The organism is Eupransor demetentiae, from assembly GCF_963930865.1.
In the GTDB taxonomy this organism is placed as follows: Bacteria; Bacillota; Bacilli; order Lactobacillales; family Lactobacillaceae; genus Eupransor; species Eupransor demetentiae.
In genome coordinates this window covers 706,392-722,706 of record NZ_CAWVOH010000001.1, presented here as the reverse complement: position 1 = coordinate 722,706, position 16,315 = coordinate 706,392, and the positions used below count along the sequence as shown (strand labels likewise).

23 protein-coding genes are annotated in these 16,315 nt (G+C 42.8%); 14 read left to right on the top strand and 9 right to left on the bottom strand.

Features of this window, described 5'->3' with window-relative positions; all coding sequences use genetic code 11:
- Positions 1-459 (bottom strand): flavodoxin domain-containing protein, encoded by a 459-nt coding sequence (locus ABSY64_RS03650; protein ID WP_349641712.1) that lies wholly within the window; start codon positions 457-459, stop codon positions 1-3.
- A gap of 546 nt (positions 460-1,005) precedes the next feature.
- Here ABSY64_RS03650 and thrS point away from each other — a divergent pair.
- The 7 genes from thrS (at position 1,006) to ABSY64_RS03615 (ending at position 9,094) form a co-directional block, all read left to right on the top strand.
- The gene (gene thrS / locus ABSY64_RS03645) at positions 1,006-2,961 is read left to right on the top strand and encodes a threonine--tRNA ligase (RefSeq protein WP_349641711.1); all 1,956 of its coding nucleotides are present in this window, start codon (positions 1,006-1,008) and stop codon (positions 2,959-2,961) included.
- A 69-nt stretch (positions 2,962-3,030) separates the two neighbouring features.
- The gene (locus ABSY64_RS03640; RefSeq protein WP_349641710.1) at positions 3,031-4,410 is read left to right on the top strand and encodes an amino acid permease; all 1,380 of its coding nucleotides are present in this window, start codon (positions 3,031-3,033) and stop codon (positions 4,408-4,410) included.
- 68 nt (positions 4,411-4,478) lie between these two features.
- Complete coding sequence (locus ABSY64_RS03635) at positions 4,479-5,135, top strand: VTT domain-containing protein (protein WP_349641709.1); 657 nt, start codon at positions 4,479-4,481, stop codon at positions 5,133-5,135.
- Positions 5,136-5,200: 65 nt separating this feature from the next.
- Positions 5,201-5,764: an XRE family transcriptional regulator gene (locus tag ABSY64_RS03630; RefSeq protein ID WP_349641708.1), complete on the top strand. Its 564-nt coding sequence runs from the start codon at positions 5,201-5,203 to the stop codon at positions 5,762-5,764.
- 169 nt (positions 5,765-5,933) lie between these two features.
- The gene (locus ABSY64_RS03625; RefSeq protein WP_349641707.1) at positions 5,934-6,689 is read left to right on the top strand and encodes a nicotinamide mononucleotide transporter; all 756 of its coding nucleotides are present in this window, start codon (positions 5,934-5,936) and stop codon (positions 6,687-6,689) included.
- Positions 6,686-8,071 (top strand): nicotinate phosphoribosyltransferase, encoded by a 1,386-nt coding sequence (locus tag ABSY64_RS03620; RefSeq protein ID WP_349641706.1) that lies wholly within the window; start codon positions 6,686-6,688, stop codon positions 8,069-8,071. Before ABSY64_RS03625 ends, ABSY64_RS03620 begins: the two co-directional genes overlap by 4 nt.
- 162 nt (positions 8,072-8,233) lie before the next feature.
- Complete coding sequence (locus ABSY64_RS03615) at positions 8,234-9,094, top strand: fructosamine kinase family protein (protein WP_349641705.1); 861 nt, start codon at positions 8,234-8,236, stop codon at positions 9,092-9,094.
- Between the two features lie 200 nt (positions 9,095-9,294).
- On the opposite strand, the gene ABSY64_RS03610 is transcribed toward ABSY64_RS03615, so the two are convergent.
- From ABSY64_RS03610 to ABSY64_RS03585, 6 genes are all read right to left on the bottom strand, one after another.
- The gene (locus ABSY64_RS03610) at positions 9,295-9,684 is read right to left on the bottom strand and encodes a site-specific integrase (protein ID WP_349641704.1); all 390 of its coding nucleotides are present in this window, start codon (positions 9,682-9,684) and stop codon (positions 9,295-9,297) included.
- A gap of 20 nt (positions 9,685-9,704) precedes the next feature.
- Positions 9,705-10,352 (bottom strand): site-specific integrase, encoded by a 648-nt coding sequence (locus ABSY64_RS03605; RefSeq protein WP_349641703.1) that lies wholly within the window; start codon positions 10,350-10,352, stop codon positions 9,705-9,707.
- A 62-nt stretch (positions 10,353-10,414) separates the two neighbouring features.
- Positions 10,415-10,741: a hypothetical protein gene (locus ABSY64_RS03600; RefSeq protein ID WP_349641702.1), complete on the bottom strand. Its 327-nt coding sequence runs from the start codon at positions 10,739-10,741 to the stop codon at positions 10,415-10,417.
- Positions 10,741-11,151 carry a hypothetical protein gene (locus ABSY64_RS03595; RefSeq protein WP_349641701.1) on the bottom strand — a complete coding sequence of 137 codons (411 nt, stop codon included), beginning with the start codon at positions 11,149-11,151 and terminating at the stop codon, positions 10,741-10,743. The genes ABSY64_RS03600 and ABSY64_RS03595 overlap by 1 nt, the downstream gene beginning before the upstream one ends.
- Positions 11,152-11,205: 54 nt before the next feature.
- Positions 11,206-11,688, bottom strand: a complete 483-nt coding sequence (locus ABSY64_RS03590) for a phage immunity protein (protein ID WP_349641700.1) — start codon at positions 11,686-11,688, stop codon at positions 11,206-11,208.
- A 19-nt stretch (positions 11,689-11,707) separates the two neighbouring features.
- Positions 11,708-12,406 (bottom strand): helix-turn-helix domain-containing protein, encoded by a 699-nt coding sequence (locus ABSY64_RS03585; protein ID WP_349641699.1) that lies wholly within the window; start codon positions 12,404-12,406, stop codon positions 11,708-11,710.
- 139 nt (positions 12,407-12,545) lie between these two features.
- Between ABSY64_RS03585 and ABSY64_RS03580 the strand changes: the two genes are divergently transcribed.
- Positions 12,546-12,845, top strand: a complete 300-nt coding sequence (locus ABSY64_RS03580; RefSeq protein ID WP_349641698.1) for a helix-turn-helix transcriptional regulator — start codon at positions 12,546-12,548, stop codon at positions 12,843-12,845.
- Between the two features lie 15 nt (positions 12,846-12,860).
- Positions 12,861-13,031 carry a hypothetical protein gene (locus ABSY64_RS03575; RefSeq protein WP_349641697.1) on the top strand — a complete coding sequence of 57 codons (171 nt, stop codon included), beginning with the start codon at positions 12,861-12,863 and terminating at the stop codon, positions 13,029-13,031.
- Here ABSY64_RS03575 and ABSY64_RS03570 read toward each other — a convergent pair.
- The gene (locus tag ABSY64_RS03570; RefSeq protein ID WP_349641696.1) at positions 13,028-13,273 is read right to left on the bottom strand and encodes a hypothetical protein; all 246 of its coding nucleotides are present in this window, start codon (positions 13,271-13,273) and stop codon (positions 13,028-13,030) included. The genes ABSY64_RS03575 and ABSY64_RS03570 overlap by 4 nt on opposite strands.
- 105 nt (positions 13,274-13,378) lie before the next feature.
- On the bottom strand, positions 13,379-13,585 hold the full coding sequence (locus tag ABSY64_RS03565; protein ID WP_349641695.1) for a hypothetical protein: 207 nt from the start codon (positions 13,583-13,585) through the stop codon (positions 13,379-13,381).
- Positions 13,586-13,915: 330 nt separating this feature from the next.
- Here ABSY64_RS03565 and ABSY64_RS03560 point away from each other — a divergent pair, with 330 nt between their 5' ends.
- From ABSY64_RS03560 to ABSY64_RS03540, 5 genes are all read left to right on the top strand, one after another.
- Complete coding sequence (locus ABSY64_RS03560) at positions 13,916-14,662, top strand: phage antirepressor KilAC domain-containing protein (RefSeq protein ID WP_349641694.1); 747 nt, start codon at positions 13,916-13,918, stop codon at positions 14,660-14,662.
- Positions 14,659-14,865, top strand: coding sequence for a hypothetical protein (locus ABSY64_RS03555; protein WP_349641693.1), 207 nt, complete (start codon positions 14,659-14,661; stop codon positions 14,863-14,865). Before ABSY64_RS03560 ends, ABSY64_RS03555 begins: the two co-directional genes overlap by 4 nt.
- Positions 14,866-15,365: 500 nt before the next feature.
- Positions 15,366-15,551 carry a hypothetical protein gene (locus ABSY64_RS03550; RefSeq protein WP_349641692.1) on the top strand — a complete coding sequence of 62 codons (186 nt, stop codon included), beginning with the start codon at positions 15,366-15,368 and terminating at the stop codon, positions 15,549-15,551.
- An 88-nt stretch (positions 15,552-15,639) separates the two neighbouring features.
- The gene (locus ABSY64_RS03545) at positions 15,640-15,912 is read left to right on the top strand and encodes a hypothetical protein (protein ID WP_349641691.1); all 273 of its coding nucleotides are present in this window, start codon (positions 15,640-15,642) and stop codon (positions 15,910-15,912) included.
- Entirely contained in the window at positions 15,912-16,307 is a 396-nt protein-coding gene (locus tag ABSY64_RS03540) for a hypothetical protein (protein ID WP_349641690.1), read from the top strand. The genes ABSY64_RS03545 and ABSY64_RS03540 overlap by 1 nt, the downstream gene beginning before the upstream one ends.
- Positions 16,308-16,315: the final 8 nt, after the last annotated feature.

The window sequence follows — 16,315 nt, the reverse complement described above, 5'->3', positions numbered from 1 at the left end:
TTATTTTGCTTTTTCAATTAAGTGGTCGGCCAGCTTGTCAAGCAAGAAGGCATCCTCGTCAGAAGGGGACAAATTAATCCGGATAATTTCACCGGCCCGTTGTGCACCGGTTTTGGCCATTTGCTTGTCGAAATCATCTAAGGCTAAACAGTAAGTATCGCCGTAGTAGAGGTCGCCGGAACCCGCAATGCCATAGACGACATCTGGTAATTCTTCCTCGGCCAAATCATCGTAGAAGTCCAAGCCTTCGTCTGGTAAGGACCCTTGATCATAGGTATAGGGGACAATGGCGACGATGTCGTAGTCGCTTAATTCATCGGCTTCGGTTTGGCTGATTTCACTTTTGGTAACGTCCAGACCCTTTTTTTCAAGGTCAGCAATCAAAAGATCGGCCACCGCTTCGTTATTTCCAGTAATCGTGGCAAAAACCACTAGCGCTTTTTGTTGTTCGGTGCTCATAGCCGACCTCCTAAGAATTTGATTAGAATATTATTATAACTTATTTAATGAATTTATTCAGCTTTTGTCACAATAGTTTTAAGGTATAATAGAAAAGAAGATAAAACAAGGAGGTTGTCAACATGGCAGACTTGAATAAGCAGGAAGTTGCACATTTGCAGGCCGTTTTGGATAACGGGATTTTGGATCATGACGATGCCGCACGGCAGGCATTGGCTAAGGTTTTGGCCGATTTCAAATAAGTTGGTTACTTTCTAATAATTGTGTTATGATATTGGCATAAGCATTGATGAGGACAACTCCTTTACTAGACCCTTTCAGAAAGCTCGTGTTTGCTGAGAACGGGTAGGGCTGGTACTGCGAGACTACCTTTGAGTGGTTGGCAAGTAGATTCGAAAGTCAACCCGGGTGACACCGTTAACCGTCATTTGAGTCGTACTTTTGTACGAGAAATGGGTGGTACCACGGTAAAGCGTCCCTTTAAATCGAGAGATTTAAAGGGACTTTTTCTTTGTCCTGGTCAGAAAATAAAAGAGGTAAATTAATATGGCAGCAATTCAATTAACTTTCCCAGACGGCAACGTTAAGGAATACGATGCGGGTGTGAAGCCAATCGATGTTGCAAACGGCATTTCTAAGTCATTGGCAAAGAAGTCTGTTTCGGCTAAGTTGGACGGTCACTACGTTGGCATGAATGACGAAATTCCTGCCAGTGGTCAGTTTGAATTGATCACGACTGACGATGCTGAAAGTTTGGATATCTTGCGTCATTCAGCATCGCACTTGATGGCTCAAGCCCTTAAGCGTATCCCTAAGTTTGCCAACATGCACTTTGGTGTTGGCCCATACATCGAAAACGGTTTTTACTACGACACTGATAACGGTGCCGGTAACCAAGTTTCTGTTGATGATTTCCCTGAAATTGAAGCTATGATGCACAAGATTGTAAAGGAAAACTTGCCAATCTTGTCCCATGAAATTTCACGCGAAGAAGCATTGAAGACCTTTGCTAACGACCCTTACAAGGTTGAATTGATTAACGATTTGCCTGAAGGTGAAAAGATTACGGTTGCTGTGCAAGGTGATCACGTCGAATTGGACAAGGGTGGTTTGGTCCCATCAACTGGCTGGATCAAGCACTTTAAGTTGATTTCGGTTGCTGGTGCCTACTGGCGTGGTGATTCTGACAACCACATGATGCAACGTATCTACGGAACGGCCTTTTGGAAGGCAGCTGATCTTGAAGCTGACTTGCAACGCCGTGCCGAAGCTAAGGAGCGCGACCACCGTAACATCGGTCGTGACTTGGATCTCTTCTTTACCAGTCAAGAAGTTGGTTCTGGTTTGCCAGTTTGGTTGCCAAACGGGGCGACGATTCGTCGTCAGGTAGAACGTTACATCGTCGACAAGGAATTGAACAACGATTACTTGCATGTTTACACGCCAGTTTTGTCAAACCTGAACTTGTATAAGACTTCAGGTCACTGGGACCACTACCGTGAAGACATGTTCCCACCAATGGACATGGGGGATGGCGAATATTTGGAACTTCGTCCAATGAACTGTCCTTCTCACATCATGGTTTACAAGCACAAGCCACGTTCCTACCGTGACTTGCCAATGCGTGTTGCCGAATTGGGTATGATGCACCGTTACGAAAAGTCAGGGGCCTTGACTGGTTTGTCCCGTGTTCGTGAAATGACTTTGAACGATGGTCACACTTTCGTTGAACCAGAAAAGTTGGAAGATGAATTTAAGTCAATCTTGAAGATGATGATGGAAGTTTATGAAGACTTCAACATCACCGATTACCGCTTCCGTTTGTCATACCGTGATCCAAAGAATACTGAAAAGTACTTCGATGACGACGAAATGTGGGAAAAGTCCCAAGCGCAATTGAAGCGTGCCATGGACGACTTGGGTGTTGATTACTTCGAAGCCGAAGGGGAAGCAGCCTTCTACGGTCCTAAGTTGGACGTTCAAACCAAGACGGCCTTGGGTGGCGAAGAAACTTTGTCAACCATCCAGTTGGACTTCTTGCTGCCAGAACGCTTTAACCTAACTTACGTCGGGGAAGATGGTAAGGATAACCACCGTCCCGTTATGTTGCACCGTGGTATCGTTGGTACCATGGAGCGTTTCACGGCCTACTTGATTGAAATGTACAAGGGTGCCTTCCCAACTTGGTTGGCCCCATTACAAGTTGAAATCATCCCGGTTAACTTGGGTGCCCACGGTGATTATGCTCGTAAGATCCAAAAGCAGCTTCAAGATGCTGGTTTGCGTGCACAAGTTGAAACCAAGGATGCCAAGATGGGCTACTTGATTCGCGAAGCCCAAACGAAGAAGGTTCCATACACTTTGGTCTTGGGAGACGAAGAAATGGGACAGGATAACGTAACGGTTCGCCGCTACGGTCAAAAAGCAACGGAAACGATTAGCATGGTTGATTTCATGAAGGAAATCCAAGCCGACGTTGCCCGTTACTCACGAGTTGATTAAGCTTTGATTTAAAAAACGGAGACACCTAATTCTTAGGTGTCTTCTTCTATTAATTACGAGGGAAAGAATATGTCAAAAGAAAATGCAACGGTGGAAGCAGGCCAGCATAAAAAGGGCTTGCAAAACCGCCACATTCAATTGATTGCCATTGGGGGAACAATTGGAACGGGACTCTTCATGGGTGCCGGTAATTCGATTAACTTTGCGGGACCTGCCATCTTGTTGGTCTACGCGATTATTGGCTTCTTCATGTTTGTCATGATGCGCGCCATGGGTGAAATGCTCTACCAAGATCCCAGCCAGCATACTTTTATCGCTTACATGACCAAGTACTTGGGTAACCGGGTCGGCTTTTTTGCCCGCTGGTCCTACTGGCTAACGACCATCTTCTTTGGAATGGCTGAATTGACAGCGATTGCCAAGTATGTTCAGTTCTGGTTTCCGGATATGCCCAACTGGTTGATTCAGGTCATTTTCCTGGTTGTTTTGATGGGCGTTAACCTGATTGCCGTTTCACTCTTTGGTGAAATGGAATTCTGGTTCTCGATGATTAAGGTTGTTGCCATTTTGGCCTTGATTGTCACTGGAATCATGATGGCCTTTGGCCACTTCCAAACGCCCGTGGGAACCGTTTCCTTTATGAACGTTTTCCATCACTTTAGTCTCTTCCCTAATGGGGTGGGGAACTTTGTGAATGCCTTCCAGATGGTCATGTTTGCCTTTGTTGGAATGGAATTCATCGGGATGACGGTTGCTGAAACCGACAATCCGCGCAAGATTTTGCCTAAGGCGATTAATCAAATTCCCTTCCGTGTGCTCTTCTTCTACTTGGGTGCTTTGTTTGTCATTATGACCATTTATCCATGGCGCGACATTCCTGCCCACAAGTCGCCATTCGTTATGGTCTTTGAATTGGTTGGTTTGAAGGCGGCCGCAGCAGTAATTAACTTTGTTGTTTTGACGGCGGCAGCTTCATCCTTTAACTCAATTCTTTTCTCATCTGGACGAAACTTCTACTCTTTGGCAGCCGAATCACGGGCCAAGTTCTTGCAGCCCTTTGCGAAGATGTCAAAGCGTGAATTGCCATCCAAGGCCATTATCTTCTCAGCCTTGATTATGTCTGGCTCGGCCTTGATTTCATCAATTCCAGCCATTAGCGATGCCTTCGTCTTCGTGACGAGTGCCGCAACGGACTTGTTCTTGATGATCTATGTCTTGGTCTTGGTTGCTTACTGGCAGTACCGTAAGTCGCCAGATTACATGCGCGATGGTTTCTTGATGCGTGCGCCACGTCTTTTCGTGCCGATGGCGATTGTCTTCTTCATCTTCGTTTACGTCACGCTCTTCTTTAACTCATCGTCCGTTGTGCCCGCCATTGGGGCCACAATTTGGTTGGTAGTCTTTGGTTTGATTTCTTATTTCCAGCCAAAAGAAGCCGTTCTTGACTAATCTTTTAAGCTTGGTTTAATCGGAATTTGCTTAAATAGATTACAAGAAACTTGGAATGGAGACCTCATATGTCCTTTTTGATTGACTTTATCTTGCACATTGACCACCACTTGGCCAACCTGGTTCAAGATTTCGGTCCCTGGACTTACGTCATTTTGTTTGCCATTATTTTCATCGAAACCGGTTCGGTCATCATGCCTTTCTTGCCAGGTGATTCCTTGCTCTTTGCGGCGGGGGCCATTTCGATGACGGCTGCTGGGCAAGCTGCTGGCTTGAATCACTGGCTCTTCATGTTGCTCTTCTTTGTGGCAGCGCTAGCCGGTGATTCATTGAATTACTGGATTGGTCACAGCGGTGGCTACCAGTTGCTGCATCACCGACCATTTTCTTTCATGGTCAAAGAAAAGAACATCAAGGAAGCTGAAGTCTTCTTCCAAAAGCACGGGGCATTGGCCATCATCTTTGGTCGTTATGTGCCAATTATCCGTACTTTTGTGCCCTTTGTTTCGGGTATTAGTCACTTTAGCTTTTCGGCCTTCTTCCGTTACGCAGCAATCGCAGCCTTCTCCTGGTCATTTTTGATGACGGGTGCGGGGTCCTTGCTGGGCAACATTCCATTCTTTCAGGAACATTTCTCAGCCATCGTCTTGGGAATCGTCTTCGTTTCCTTGCTGCCATCGATTATTGCTTTGATTAATTCACTGCTGAAAAAGAAAAGGGGCTAAGGTCCTAAAGATGCCGCTGGGCATCTTTTTCTTTTTATTGTTTCGATATCCTTTATAATTTACTTATGCTAAACCTAAACATTCAAAAAATACAATCACTAAGCCAGCTATCTGACGAAGAAGTTTTGGCGACCTTAAAACTGAACAGCCCCGAAGAACTTGCTCAAATTAAGGCTGGTCAGAAAGAGTTAAGCCGTTTGCAACTCGAAGAACTGGCCTTGAAATACAGTGCGGCCCTCGATGAACTGGGGAAGCAATATCAGCAAGAACAGCACCCAATCCACATACGCTTGACCGCGGATTACCTTTTGAATCTAGGTTTGACTTCCACAGACTGGATTACTTTGCGCTGGGCCCTAGAAGGGCAGTGGCAAGGCCAAAAGCTTGTGGTCGCTTTCTTCCAGGAAGGGCAAATTAAGCGCGTGATTCAATCGGATGAAGACTTCATTCAGAACTTTGCCGGCTATTTGATTCTTGAACAGGGCGGCAAAATGGAAGCCTACCGTGACGAGCACAACCAAAATGCCATTTATGACTGGCGCATCTTGCGCTACCGTTCTGATACGGATTTTATTGACATTACGCCACAAATTTTGGCGACGGATTTTACTAAGATTCAAGCCCAATAAAATAAGATATTGATCTAAGACCAAAGTGAAAATTTTGGTCTTTTTTTTGCAAAAATAAAAAAGATTCGATATACTGTTGTCAAACATTTTTACCAGAGTTCTGTTAGGAACTCATCAGAGCGTTTCATTCCGTTGCGGCTCTGCAAAAAAACAAACAGGAGAAATAAATATGTTATCAACGAGCACTAAGCAGTATCGTCGTGAGAAGTTCTTCGGACTGTTCCGCCGAGTCGATTATTTCGACTTGCTAGGACTAGTCATTGTGCTATCGGCTTCCATCGGACTGGGCTATTGGTCCAAGCCACTGGGAGCCTCCTGGTTATTTAAAGGCCAGCACAACTTTTTCACAGGGCTCCCACTTTTGGGAATTTTCGCGACGATATCGGCGGTTGGCTCGATTCTATCAACCCGCTTTATCGCGAAACAAAAGGATTTGGGTAACACCATTTCCTGGATGAATGTGATATTGGCGGGTTTTGTTGACTTCTTAAACGGAAATGTAGGGGCCGTTTTGACCTATCCCATTTCCATGTTGACCAATTGGTTGCCAACCAAGACCTGGGCCAAGCATTCGCAAGTCGGTCACATCCGCACCGTCTATCTGATTTTAATGGTCACGGCCAGCGTCCTATTTTCTTTTGGGATTAATGCCTTGGCCTTCCAGTTTTCTGGCTGGGGCTTGGATGCCATGTATTGGTTTTCTTCAATAACCTTTGCTCTGGCTTTTGCCGCCGATGTCTTAAACATTTTCCGGATTAAGGAACAGTGGTACTTGTGGTCATTTTATAACGTGGCTAACCTTGGAAAAGCGATTATTCAGGGCAACATTGCCAACGTCGGAAAGTATAGTTACTACATCATCAATTCTTTGGTCGCCATTATCACTTGGACCTTCAAGCGTGAACGAAAGGAAGCAACACAATGAACTTGATTCTTGCAACAGACGCCTACAAGTTGACTCACCACCTCCAGTATCCAGACAATATCACCAAGCTTTATTCCTATGGTGAAGCCCGCAAGGGCGGCCGTTTTGACACCATTTCTTGGTTCGGCTTTTCCATGATTTTGAAGGATTTTCTAACCCAAAAGGTTACCGACGAAATGATTGATCAGGCCGAAGCCGTTGCCAAGGCAACCTTTGGGACTGACCGCTACTTCAACCGCCAAGTTTGGGAAAAGGTCCGGGATTTGGGTTACTTCCCAGTTAAAATCAAGGCCCTGCCCGAAGGCTTGGAAGTTCCGACCGGAACCGCGCTCTTTACGATTGAATCGACCCAGGACTGGTTTGCGACAACCCTGAATGCTTTGGAAGTCTTCCTCATGCATGTTTGGTATCCAACCACGATTGCGACGAACTCGATGATGATCAAAAAGCGCCTCCTACCCCTTGTTGAAAAGAGTGGGGATGTTGCCAATCTGCCTTGGATGGTCAATGACTTTGGTTTGCGTGGTGCTACTTCCCTTGAATCTGGTCAGCGTGGTGGTGCTGCTCACTTGCTGCACTTCCGCGGTTCCGACAACTTGGCCGCTAGTGAATACTTTGAAGAAATCTATGGCATTGCTGGTCGGGCCCAGTCCATTTGGGCAACGGAACATTCCGTGGCTACCGCCTATGGACCAGGGCAGGGTGAATTTGATTACTTGAATGCTCAACTGGATAAGACGCCGGGTAAGCAGGCCCTTTCCATCGTGATTGATTCTTATGACACCTTTAACTTCATTGATAAGGTGGTTGGTTCCGAAGAAATTAAGGCTAAGATTATTGCCCGACCTGGTCGGATGATTTTCCGGCCCGATTCTGGTGATCCAAAAACGATGGATTTGCAGGTGCTATACGCCCTGGCTAAGATTTTTGGAACTGAAACCAATGACAAGGGCTACAAGGTTTTGAAGCATAACGTTGGCTTGATTCAAGGTGACGGAATGAAGGCCGATACCATTATCGATTTGTACGAAGCCATCTTGGCAGCCGGTTGGTCTTCCGACAACATTGCCGTTGGCTCAGGCGGGGGACTTCTACAAGAAGGCTTCACTCGGGACACGGAACGTTTTGCCATCAAGGCCGCCTATGCTGAAAACAGCAAGGGCGAACACTTCTCCATTCAAAAGCATCCCAAGACGGACATGTCCAAGGCATCGAAGTCTGGCCGGATGAAGGTGATTTATGATGAGCAGGGGCAATTGCTGACCGTTCCTGAAAATCATGCTGGTGAAGACGTCATGCAGACCGTCTATGAAGATGGCCATTTGACTCCTGTTGATGGGGCAGCCATTTTGAACCGTGCAAATAAATTGCCTCAAGACTAAGTTCCGTGCTACACTGGATTTAGTTGAAAGGAAGGCAAAATGCACTTAATGGAGACGGTACATCAGACAAAGCTGAACGTTTTTGTAGGGGCTTATTTTGCTAAAAAGTAGTTTTCCGTGGGGAAAGCTGCTTTTTTTGTTGAAAAAACGGGAGGAAATCCGATGGTAGTTGATCGTAAAAATATTGTAAATCAGGACTTTGTGAGTCGTTTAGGCTTGCAAGATCCTCATAACTTAAAGAGTGTCAGTGGAGGGGATATTAATTTAGCCTACTCCCTATACTCTGGCGACCTACGCCTCTTTTTGAAAGTACAACCGCATCACGATGCTAGCTTCTTTGATAGTGAAGTGGCTAGTTTGAAGGCTTTGGGACAGTATGTTCGTGTCCCGGAAGTTATTAAACAGGGCGAATTGGGTGATAACGCCTACTTGATTCTTTCCTGGATTGAACGTGGCCAGGGCGACCAGGCCGATTTGGGCAAGATGATGGCTAACTTGCATAGCCATCACGGCCAACGCTTCGGTTTTGAAATTTCAAACACGGTTGACTACGTGCCCAAGGACAACACTTGGAACGATAACTGGGCCGACTTCTTTATCGAACAGCGCTTGAAGCCTCTGATGAAGCAGGCGCAAAAGAAGGCCTTCTGGCTAACGCAGCGTGGCGATCATTTTGCTAATTTGATCAAAACCATTCAAAATGATGAACACGCCAATAGCGTTAAACCATCTTTGTTGCACGGTGATTTCTGGGGTGGAAACTTCATGTTTGACCAATCTGGCCAACCGGTTTTGTATGATCCCAATGCCTTTTACGGAGACCGGGAATATGATATTGCCGTTTCAACAGTTTTCCCTGGTTTTAATAAGGACTTCTATGATGCCTATCAGGCCACTTATCCAATGGATGAAGGTTGGCAAGACCGCATGAAGTGGTATGAATTCTACTACGTGATGATGCACTTCGTTCGTTTCGGTGACATCTACGCCCCACGTTTGAACAAGCTTTTGATTTCATTTTAAAAAGAAAAACCTGCCAACACGGCAGGTTTTTTAGTGCGCTCACCCGCTATTTTTCGCATATTTGCGTAAAAGCCGGTGTTATGCGGTTTGTAGGATAAAGCATTGGTATGACTGACTTTGTATCCCTTTATCTAGTTGCATCCAATCACATGTAATTGCACATAATTGCACTGTTTTTGGCCAAGTGTGCTACAAGCGTGCTACAAATTATCCAAAATGTGAATCGTCTTGATTGTCTCTTCTTTACGTTTCCTGTTCAGCAAATGAGCATAGGTTTTAAGTGTGATATTTACGTCTGCATGTCCTAGCCGTTCGCTGACGTATTGAATAGCAATATCGTTAGCTAGTAGGTAACTGGCATGTGTGTGTCTTAGGGCGTGAAATGTGACCTGCTTAGCACCAATCTGTGTCAGTAACTTAGCTAGTTGCTTGTTGCAGCCGTTGTTAGTTGGCGTGTATTCTGTTTTACCTTGAAAGGTGTAATCAACGTTAGACGGCCAGCTATGCGCTAATTTAGCGAAGTTGTGGGGGATGTCAATCACTCGGTTAGAAGTACCGGTCTTAGTGGGCTTAAATTTCTGTGTAATCATATCCCAGGACTTGCTGACGTCTACCGTGTCATTTTCAAAGTCCCGTCAGTAGGCTGCAGTGCAGCTACCTCGGAATAGCGACATCCAGTGTACAGCGATGTTAGTATCATTCGGCTAGTTTGACAGTCATCTTCCTTGCAAGCTTCAATAAGTGCCATCATGTCGTCATATTCCAAGAACTTTAAGTTTTTGTCTTTGCCTTTCTTGGCTGATACTGATTTAGTATTGGCTGTGAAGTCCTTGCTGATATAGTCTTCTTCAACACAGTATCGGACAAACTCCGCAATGATATTTTTAACACGTCGAACGGAAGAAAGAACGTGATCACGGCCGTAATCATTAATGAACTTTTGAAACTCTTTAGCATTCAGTTCATCGAGCTGTGTTTGTGTCCATTTATCCCTAATGATATGACCGACTGCCAAGTACCAGTTCCGTGTTTCACGACTGATATTTGGCTTTTTAAATATCTCATACCACTCAAAATATAAGTCAATAATGGGGGTGTTAGTACCGGCCATGTCACGCTTGGACTCTTGTTCAGCACCCCAGCGCCTTGCTTCTGACTTGGTAGGAAATCCCGACTTGGTCTTGCGTTTCTTTTCGCCACGTACATTCACAACGACGCTAGAAGTCCACGTCTTACCACGTTTATATTCAGAACTCATGCCAATTCCTCCAATTTTGGACAAAATAAAAAGGCCTCACACCCTGTTATTACTAATATAATTTATTTCCACAGTTTAATAACTGTCACGAGCAATCCGAAAAGTGTAATAGAAGTTCCAATAAACCACATTATCATGGTATTTGTTTTTGTTTCTATCTTGGAAGAAACCATCAATTCTAAATTATCGATTTTTAAACTTAAGTTTTTGTCCAGACTATCAACTTTGGAATCAATTAGGTTTAATTTTGAATCTGTTTTGACCTGATTTAGTTCAACATCATGCTTTAGTTCAGTTAATTCTGTTTTAGTTGCAAACTCGTGCGCCATGTTAGATTCCTCTTTTTCTGGATTAAAAATTGTAAGAGGACCATCTTCTATTTCTGCCATTATCTTTTCCTCATCTTTTTATAAAGGTAAAGATATAGACGATCCTCATCTCTACCGTCAATTTTAACATCAATAGCAACGTAATTTGTTGGCTTTATTTCACCTTTGTCAAATAATACATAGAAGCTATAATCGGCTGCGAAATTATCTCCTTCATGCAATTTGAATTCTGGCTTTATATCCATAATATGATGTAAATTTTCGAATACTTCACCTTTGTCATTAGAGAATGAAAAATCTATGTGATAACTTCCAAGCTTTATCTTAAAGAATTGAATATGTATTTCTATTCTAAGTTCATTTTTATCAAAAAAATACGTTAGTAATGGATACGTTTCACCATATTCTGTGATATACATCGTACTTACTATTGGATTTTGATTATGTGCTTCTATGTCCAGTTCGCTCATGAACCTTCCCTCCATTGCAATACTTATTATGTACGCCCCGTGGGGCTTTTTTATTTACTTTAATCCGGTTGCGGCTGTCGAATACAATAGGTATGATCCATCATCACTTTTGATAAACGATAGGATAACGTTAGAGCCAAAACTACCATTAGTATTTGTCCAGGTAGCCATTTTAGTGTCCATTCCATTAACTGATGAGTCACTTGTAGAAGATGGTTTTCCATATTGATTAATCAAATCATCCAATTTAGCACCGCCGGCCCCTTTATTCATCATGTCGCCCTTAGCTAGAGCGTCAAAATCTGCCTGTGTCCACTTTTGAGATGACTGCTTTGTAGAATTTGAACTACTTGATGAGGCAGCTGTGTTTGTTGTAGACGACTTGCTGGTATTATTATTTTCTGTTTTTTTATTAGCTGAACTTCCAAATGCTGCTAATAAAATGAAGATAACTAAAGCAATAAACCAAATTTTCTTATAAAAAGGTTTCTTTTGAACGTAGGTGTTTCCGTTTTCATCAGTGATTTTCTTTGACATTCCTTATCTCTCCTATTTCTTATTGAATATGTTTGCCATTTAGATCATAGCTAACATGAACTAGTTTACCAATAATCTGTACTGGTGGATTGTCTTTTTTTACATCTTCCATGCGGTATTCAAAGGGCTTGTAGTTTGGTAGCCATGAGTCCGGTTCAAACCTGATACGGTCTGGGTATCGGTAGACGTGCTTAAGAGTTGCTGACTCGCCGTCAATAATCACACCGCAAATATCGCCGTTTGAGCAGTCAGACTCGTCAATCTTAGCCAAGATAGCCACAGCGTGATTTGGCGCTACCTTGTTCATACTCTCGCCGTCCACGCGCAAGGCTAGTAACTTGTCGGTTCCGTAGCGCTTGGATAAGTCACTGCTGATATGAATGCTACCATCGATATCTTCCTCAGCACCTTCTGGATATCCTGCAGATATACGGCCGTATATAGGAAGTTCAACGTCATCGTATTCAGATATATTTACAATATTGTCAGCTTCTCCAGAATTAATACCAGCTATCTTTAAAATATCTTCATTGCTTATCCTTAACCCTTTAGCTATCTTGTACAGGTTTTCAACCTTAGGTATTGAACGATGACCATTTTCTACTTTAGAAAGAAATGAAAAAGATATCCCACCCTGCATAGCAGCTTGTCTAACTGAATATCCTTTCATTAAACGTATATCTCTTATTTTGTTTCCAAATTCGATTTCGTTAGCCATATTTTCCCCTTGCTAAATGGTTGTTGAGCTTATTATAAACAAGAAAACAACAAAATATACTTTTTTTGACAACAAAGTGTTGACAAAAAGACAACAAAGGTGCATACTATATTCATAGCTTAAGGAAAGGAGCAAGCGAATGACAGTCGCACTTAAGTTTAAAAACATTGAAGATGTTGAAAAGATGATTGCTTTATCCGGCGACAACATGGCAGAGTTTTCTAAGCGCGTTGGCGTTCATAAGGGGACGATGGACCGTTACATTAATGGACGAAGCAATCCATCGCCAAAAACAGCCAAGAAAATTTCGAAAACTTTAGGGAAGCCAATGGCTGATATTTTTTTGGCCGAATCGTTGCCAAACGGACAACAAAAAAGGGGGGGATTGAATGGACCAAGATGTGAGGATGACATGAACAAAATCAATAAACAAAAATAGAAAGGTGGTGATTGAGTGACACCAAAAAAGAAACAACGAATTGCTCGTGCGCTATCTGGCATAACCTATGCAGAATGGCGTGAAGTATCTCATATAGTTGAGAATAGCTATCACACAACAAAAAAAGAACTGACTTCAGAAGAAATCAATTCTAAATTAAATGCTTTCCCATTAATGGGGGATTAATCAGTAATAATCTGAAAATCAAAAGGGCTAACACGATAATCTTTTCCGTTGAAATGTACATTCACAAATGGGTAATCAGTTAAATAACCTGGTGTTTGGTTCATGGTAAGTGAATCCATAACACCATTACTTTTGTACCAATCAACGGGACTTAGACAGTCGTTAGAAACAATACAATCTTTATCTGTTGTTAAGTCAGTCCAAGCATTGGGGGCTAAGTTTGCATAAATATGCTTTGTCATTAGTTAATGCTTCCTTTCCTAGATTTCAGCAAGTCAGTGCTGATAGGAAAAGTATAGCAAATCAATAAGCGCACTTAGGGAAAGGAAGCTAGTTACTAGCAATAGTCAGTCCACGAGTGCCCGGCAACAAAAAAGCCACCCGAAGGTGGCTGTATTACCTACAGTAGCGATACCCGTAATGGCTTCAGTGAAGTCAGGAAGTTTGAATGAATCAACAATCTTGCTAATGCGTTCTGCTTGCTTTGATGCAAGTTCCGCTGTATTTGTAACTGACTTTGGAAGAGGGCTAGTAATCATTTGGTCAAATTTCATAGCAGCACCTCCATCAATCGTCTTAGTTAATTTAGCAATCTTTGCGCTCTGCTTATTCAATTGTTACCGTATCGGTTTTTTATCCGACACTTCTACATGTCGCCATGCAGCTCAGCATATCTTTTCAACTCATGGAGTTGTCGGGCGCTCGTGGGCTGATTATTGCTAGCACTCACAGCCTATGCGTTGCACTTTCTACTAATTATTTCAGCTGATTAGTAGCTTAGCTCAGGGTTGTCTCCGAGAGAGTTTCCTTGAATTCACCCGATTCACTTTATACATCACTGTATAAAAGGGCAATACAACTTATTTTATCAAAAAGGAGAACTAATGGAACAAATCGTAAAGGTTCAACAGAACCAAGAAGGAAACATTTCAGTAAGCGCTCGTGACTTGTATAAGGCATTGGGTATCAAATCAAGTTACCGATTTAGTGAATGGGTAACAAAGAACTTCAATATGCTTGCTGAAGGTGTCGATTATACCAGCGTGGTTGCATCCACGCAGGTACAAAACAACGGCGGTTTTCAAACACGTAACTTAGTTGATTACAAGTTGACAGTTGAAGCAGCAAAACAAATTGCAATGATGAGTGGAACTGAAAAAGGTAAGCAAGTTCGCTTGTACTTCATCGAAGTTGAGAAAGCTTGGAACAGTCCTGATCGTATCATGGCACGAGCAATGCAAATTGCACAACAAAAACTAACTGATGCAACAACCATGATTGCACAGTTACAGCCGAAAGCACGCTTTGCCGATGCAGTTGCTACTGCTAAAACAACGATTCTGATTGGCGACTTGGCAAAGATTTTGAAGCAAAACGGCGTAGAGATTGGTCAAAATCGTTTGTTCGCTTGGATGCGAGGCAACGGATATCTAATCGGACGCAAGGGAAATAACTACAACATGCCCACCCAACGTTCAATGGATATGAAGTTGTTTGAAATCAAAGAGTCAACACATACCAATCCTGACGGTTCAACTCGTATCACGAAGACAACCAAGGTAACGGGAAAAGGACAGCAATACTTCATCAACAAGTTTCTATCTGATAAGGAACTAGAGGTAGCTGAATGAAATTTAACAACAAAAAAGACGCCCGAAAGCGCCTAGAAGAATTAGTTGCAATAGCAAGAAGTGATAAATACACATTAAAGGAACGTATTCAAGCTAACGAAGAGGCGTTGAACCTTTATGATTCTCGTAAAAATAAGAAAAAGTATCAGCTAATTCTTGCTGCAATTTCAGTAAAGCTTCGCCGGTTTTGGAAGATTCACTGAAATTATTATCATTCATAAATTTCATTGTAGTTTCCAACGATAATTTAAGAATCATTATTGATTCAAAACTGCTGTTGTTACCACTCATTAATATTGTCCTTTCAATTTACTAGGCACTGCAATGCCAGTAATTAAAGAATATCACGGAGAGAAAAATGAAATTTGATATCAATAAAAAATATACACAAAAAGAAGTCTGCCAAGTGCTAGACATTAACCCAAGGACGTTTGTACGTCATTATCGTGACAATCGTATGGCACGGTTTCCTAAGCCAATCTTGCGATCTAAGACACAGATTGAGTGGGACGGACTAGCGTTGCACAACTTTTTTTACAGAAAGGCAAATAAATGAATTGGAATGATTTTCTAATGATGTACACGGCCGGACTAGTATTCTTCATTTTCATTTTTACGGGGTTAGCACTCCACAAATTGGGTGTACACGAAGACTACTTATTCCAGCTAAAAAACCAACTAAACCGAGTAGAAAGGAAATTTAATGATGATCGCAGCCATTTTAATCGCAGCAGCAATTCTAACACTAGCAATCGTAATCGCAAGTAAGGGTTGTGACCTAGAAGTTGAAGAAGTAATTGAACAACAGCGCTTATCTGAGATGGACAGTATCCGACGTGAAGCACGTCGACATGTTCTGATGAACAACTTAAGTATTTGGACAAAATAAAAAGGCTCACGCTTTCGACGATAAAGCATGAGCCACGTAAAAACTGATAAGGAATTTACCTTTTCAGTATATCACATTGGAGGAAATTATGGGAATTGGAAATTCACTAGAACAGCCACAGCATGCTGAATTGAAATCAGCAGCTAGGTGGATTGAGGTATGGGGATGTTCGCAGCGCCTAACACCGGAACAAATTCAGCAGGTTAATGGACGCAGCAGTATCTTGCGACTAACTGACGAAGACGGATACAGCGACTTTGTTTTAGACGAAGACTTGCCTAACTACCTGAAACAGTACGACGAAGAGAATTTCACACCAAGCACGACACCTTTTGACAAGGTTAATTGGGAGGTTGGCTAATGTTCGATTTACAAGTCACTAACAGCGACGGAGAAGTGCTTTCAATCAACCGCAAGGAATTCAAGAAGCAAGTTGAACAATTAGATCAGCAACAGCTTCAAGACGCCCAGTATATGGCTAAGGAACTGAAGCCAGCATTAAAAGTTATTGATGACACTGTAAAAAAACGCCTAGACGAAGGTCAACAGTTCAAAAACATTTCATACAAGGAAACACAGCGAGCTTCGGTTGACCAGTCAGAAGCAACTAAACAAGCGTTTGTTAATAAGTATGGCTGGGACGCTGTTCAGGTTAAGACACCCACACAGCTCAAGAAGATTTACGGCGAAAAAATCGAGCAAGACCTTGAAACAGTAATGGTCTACTCCAACATTAACAAGCTAAGTTACGACTGATAAGGAGG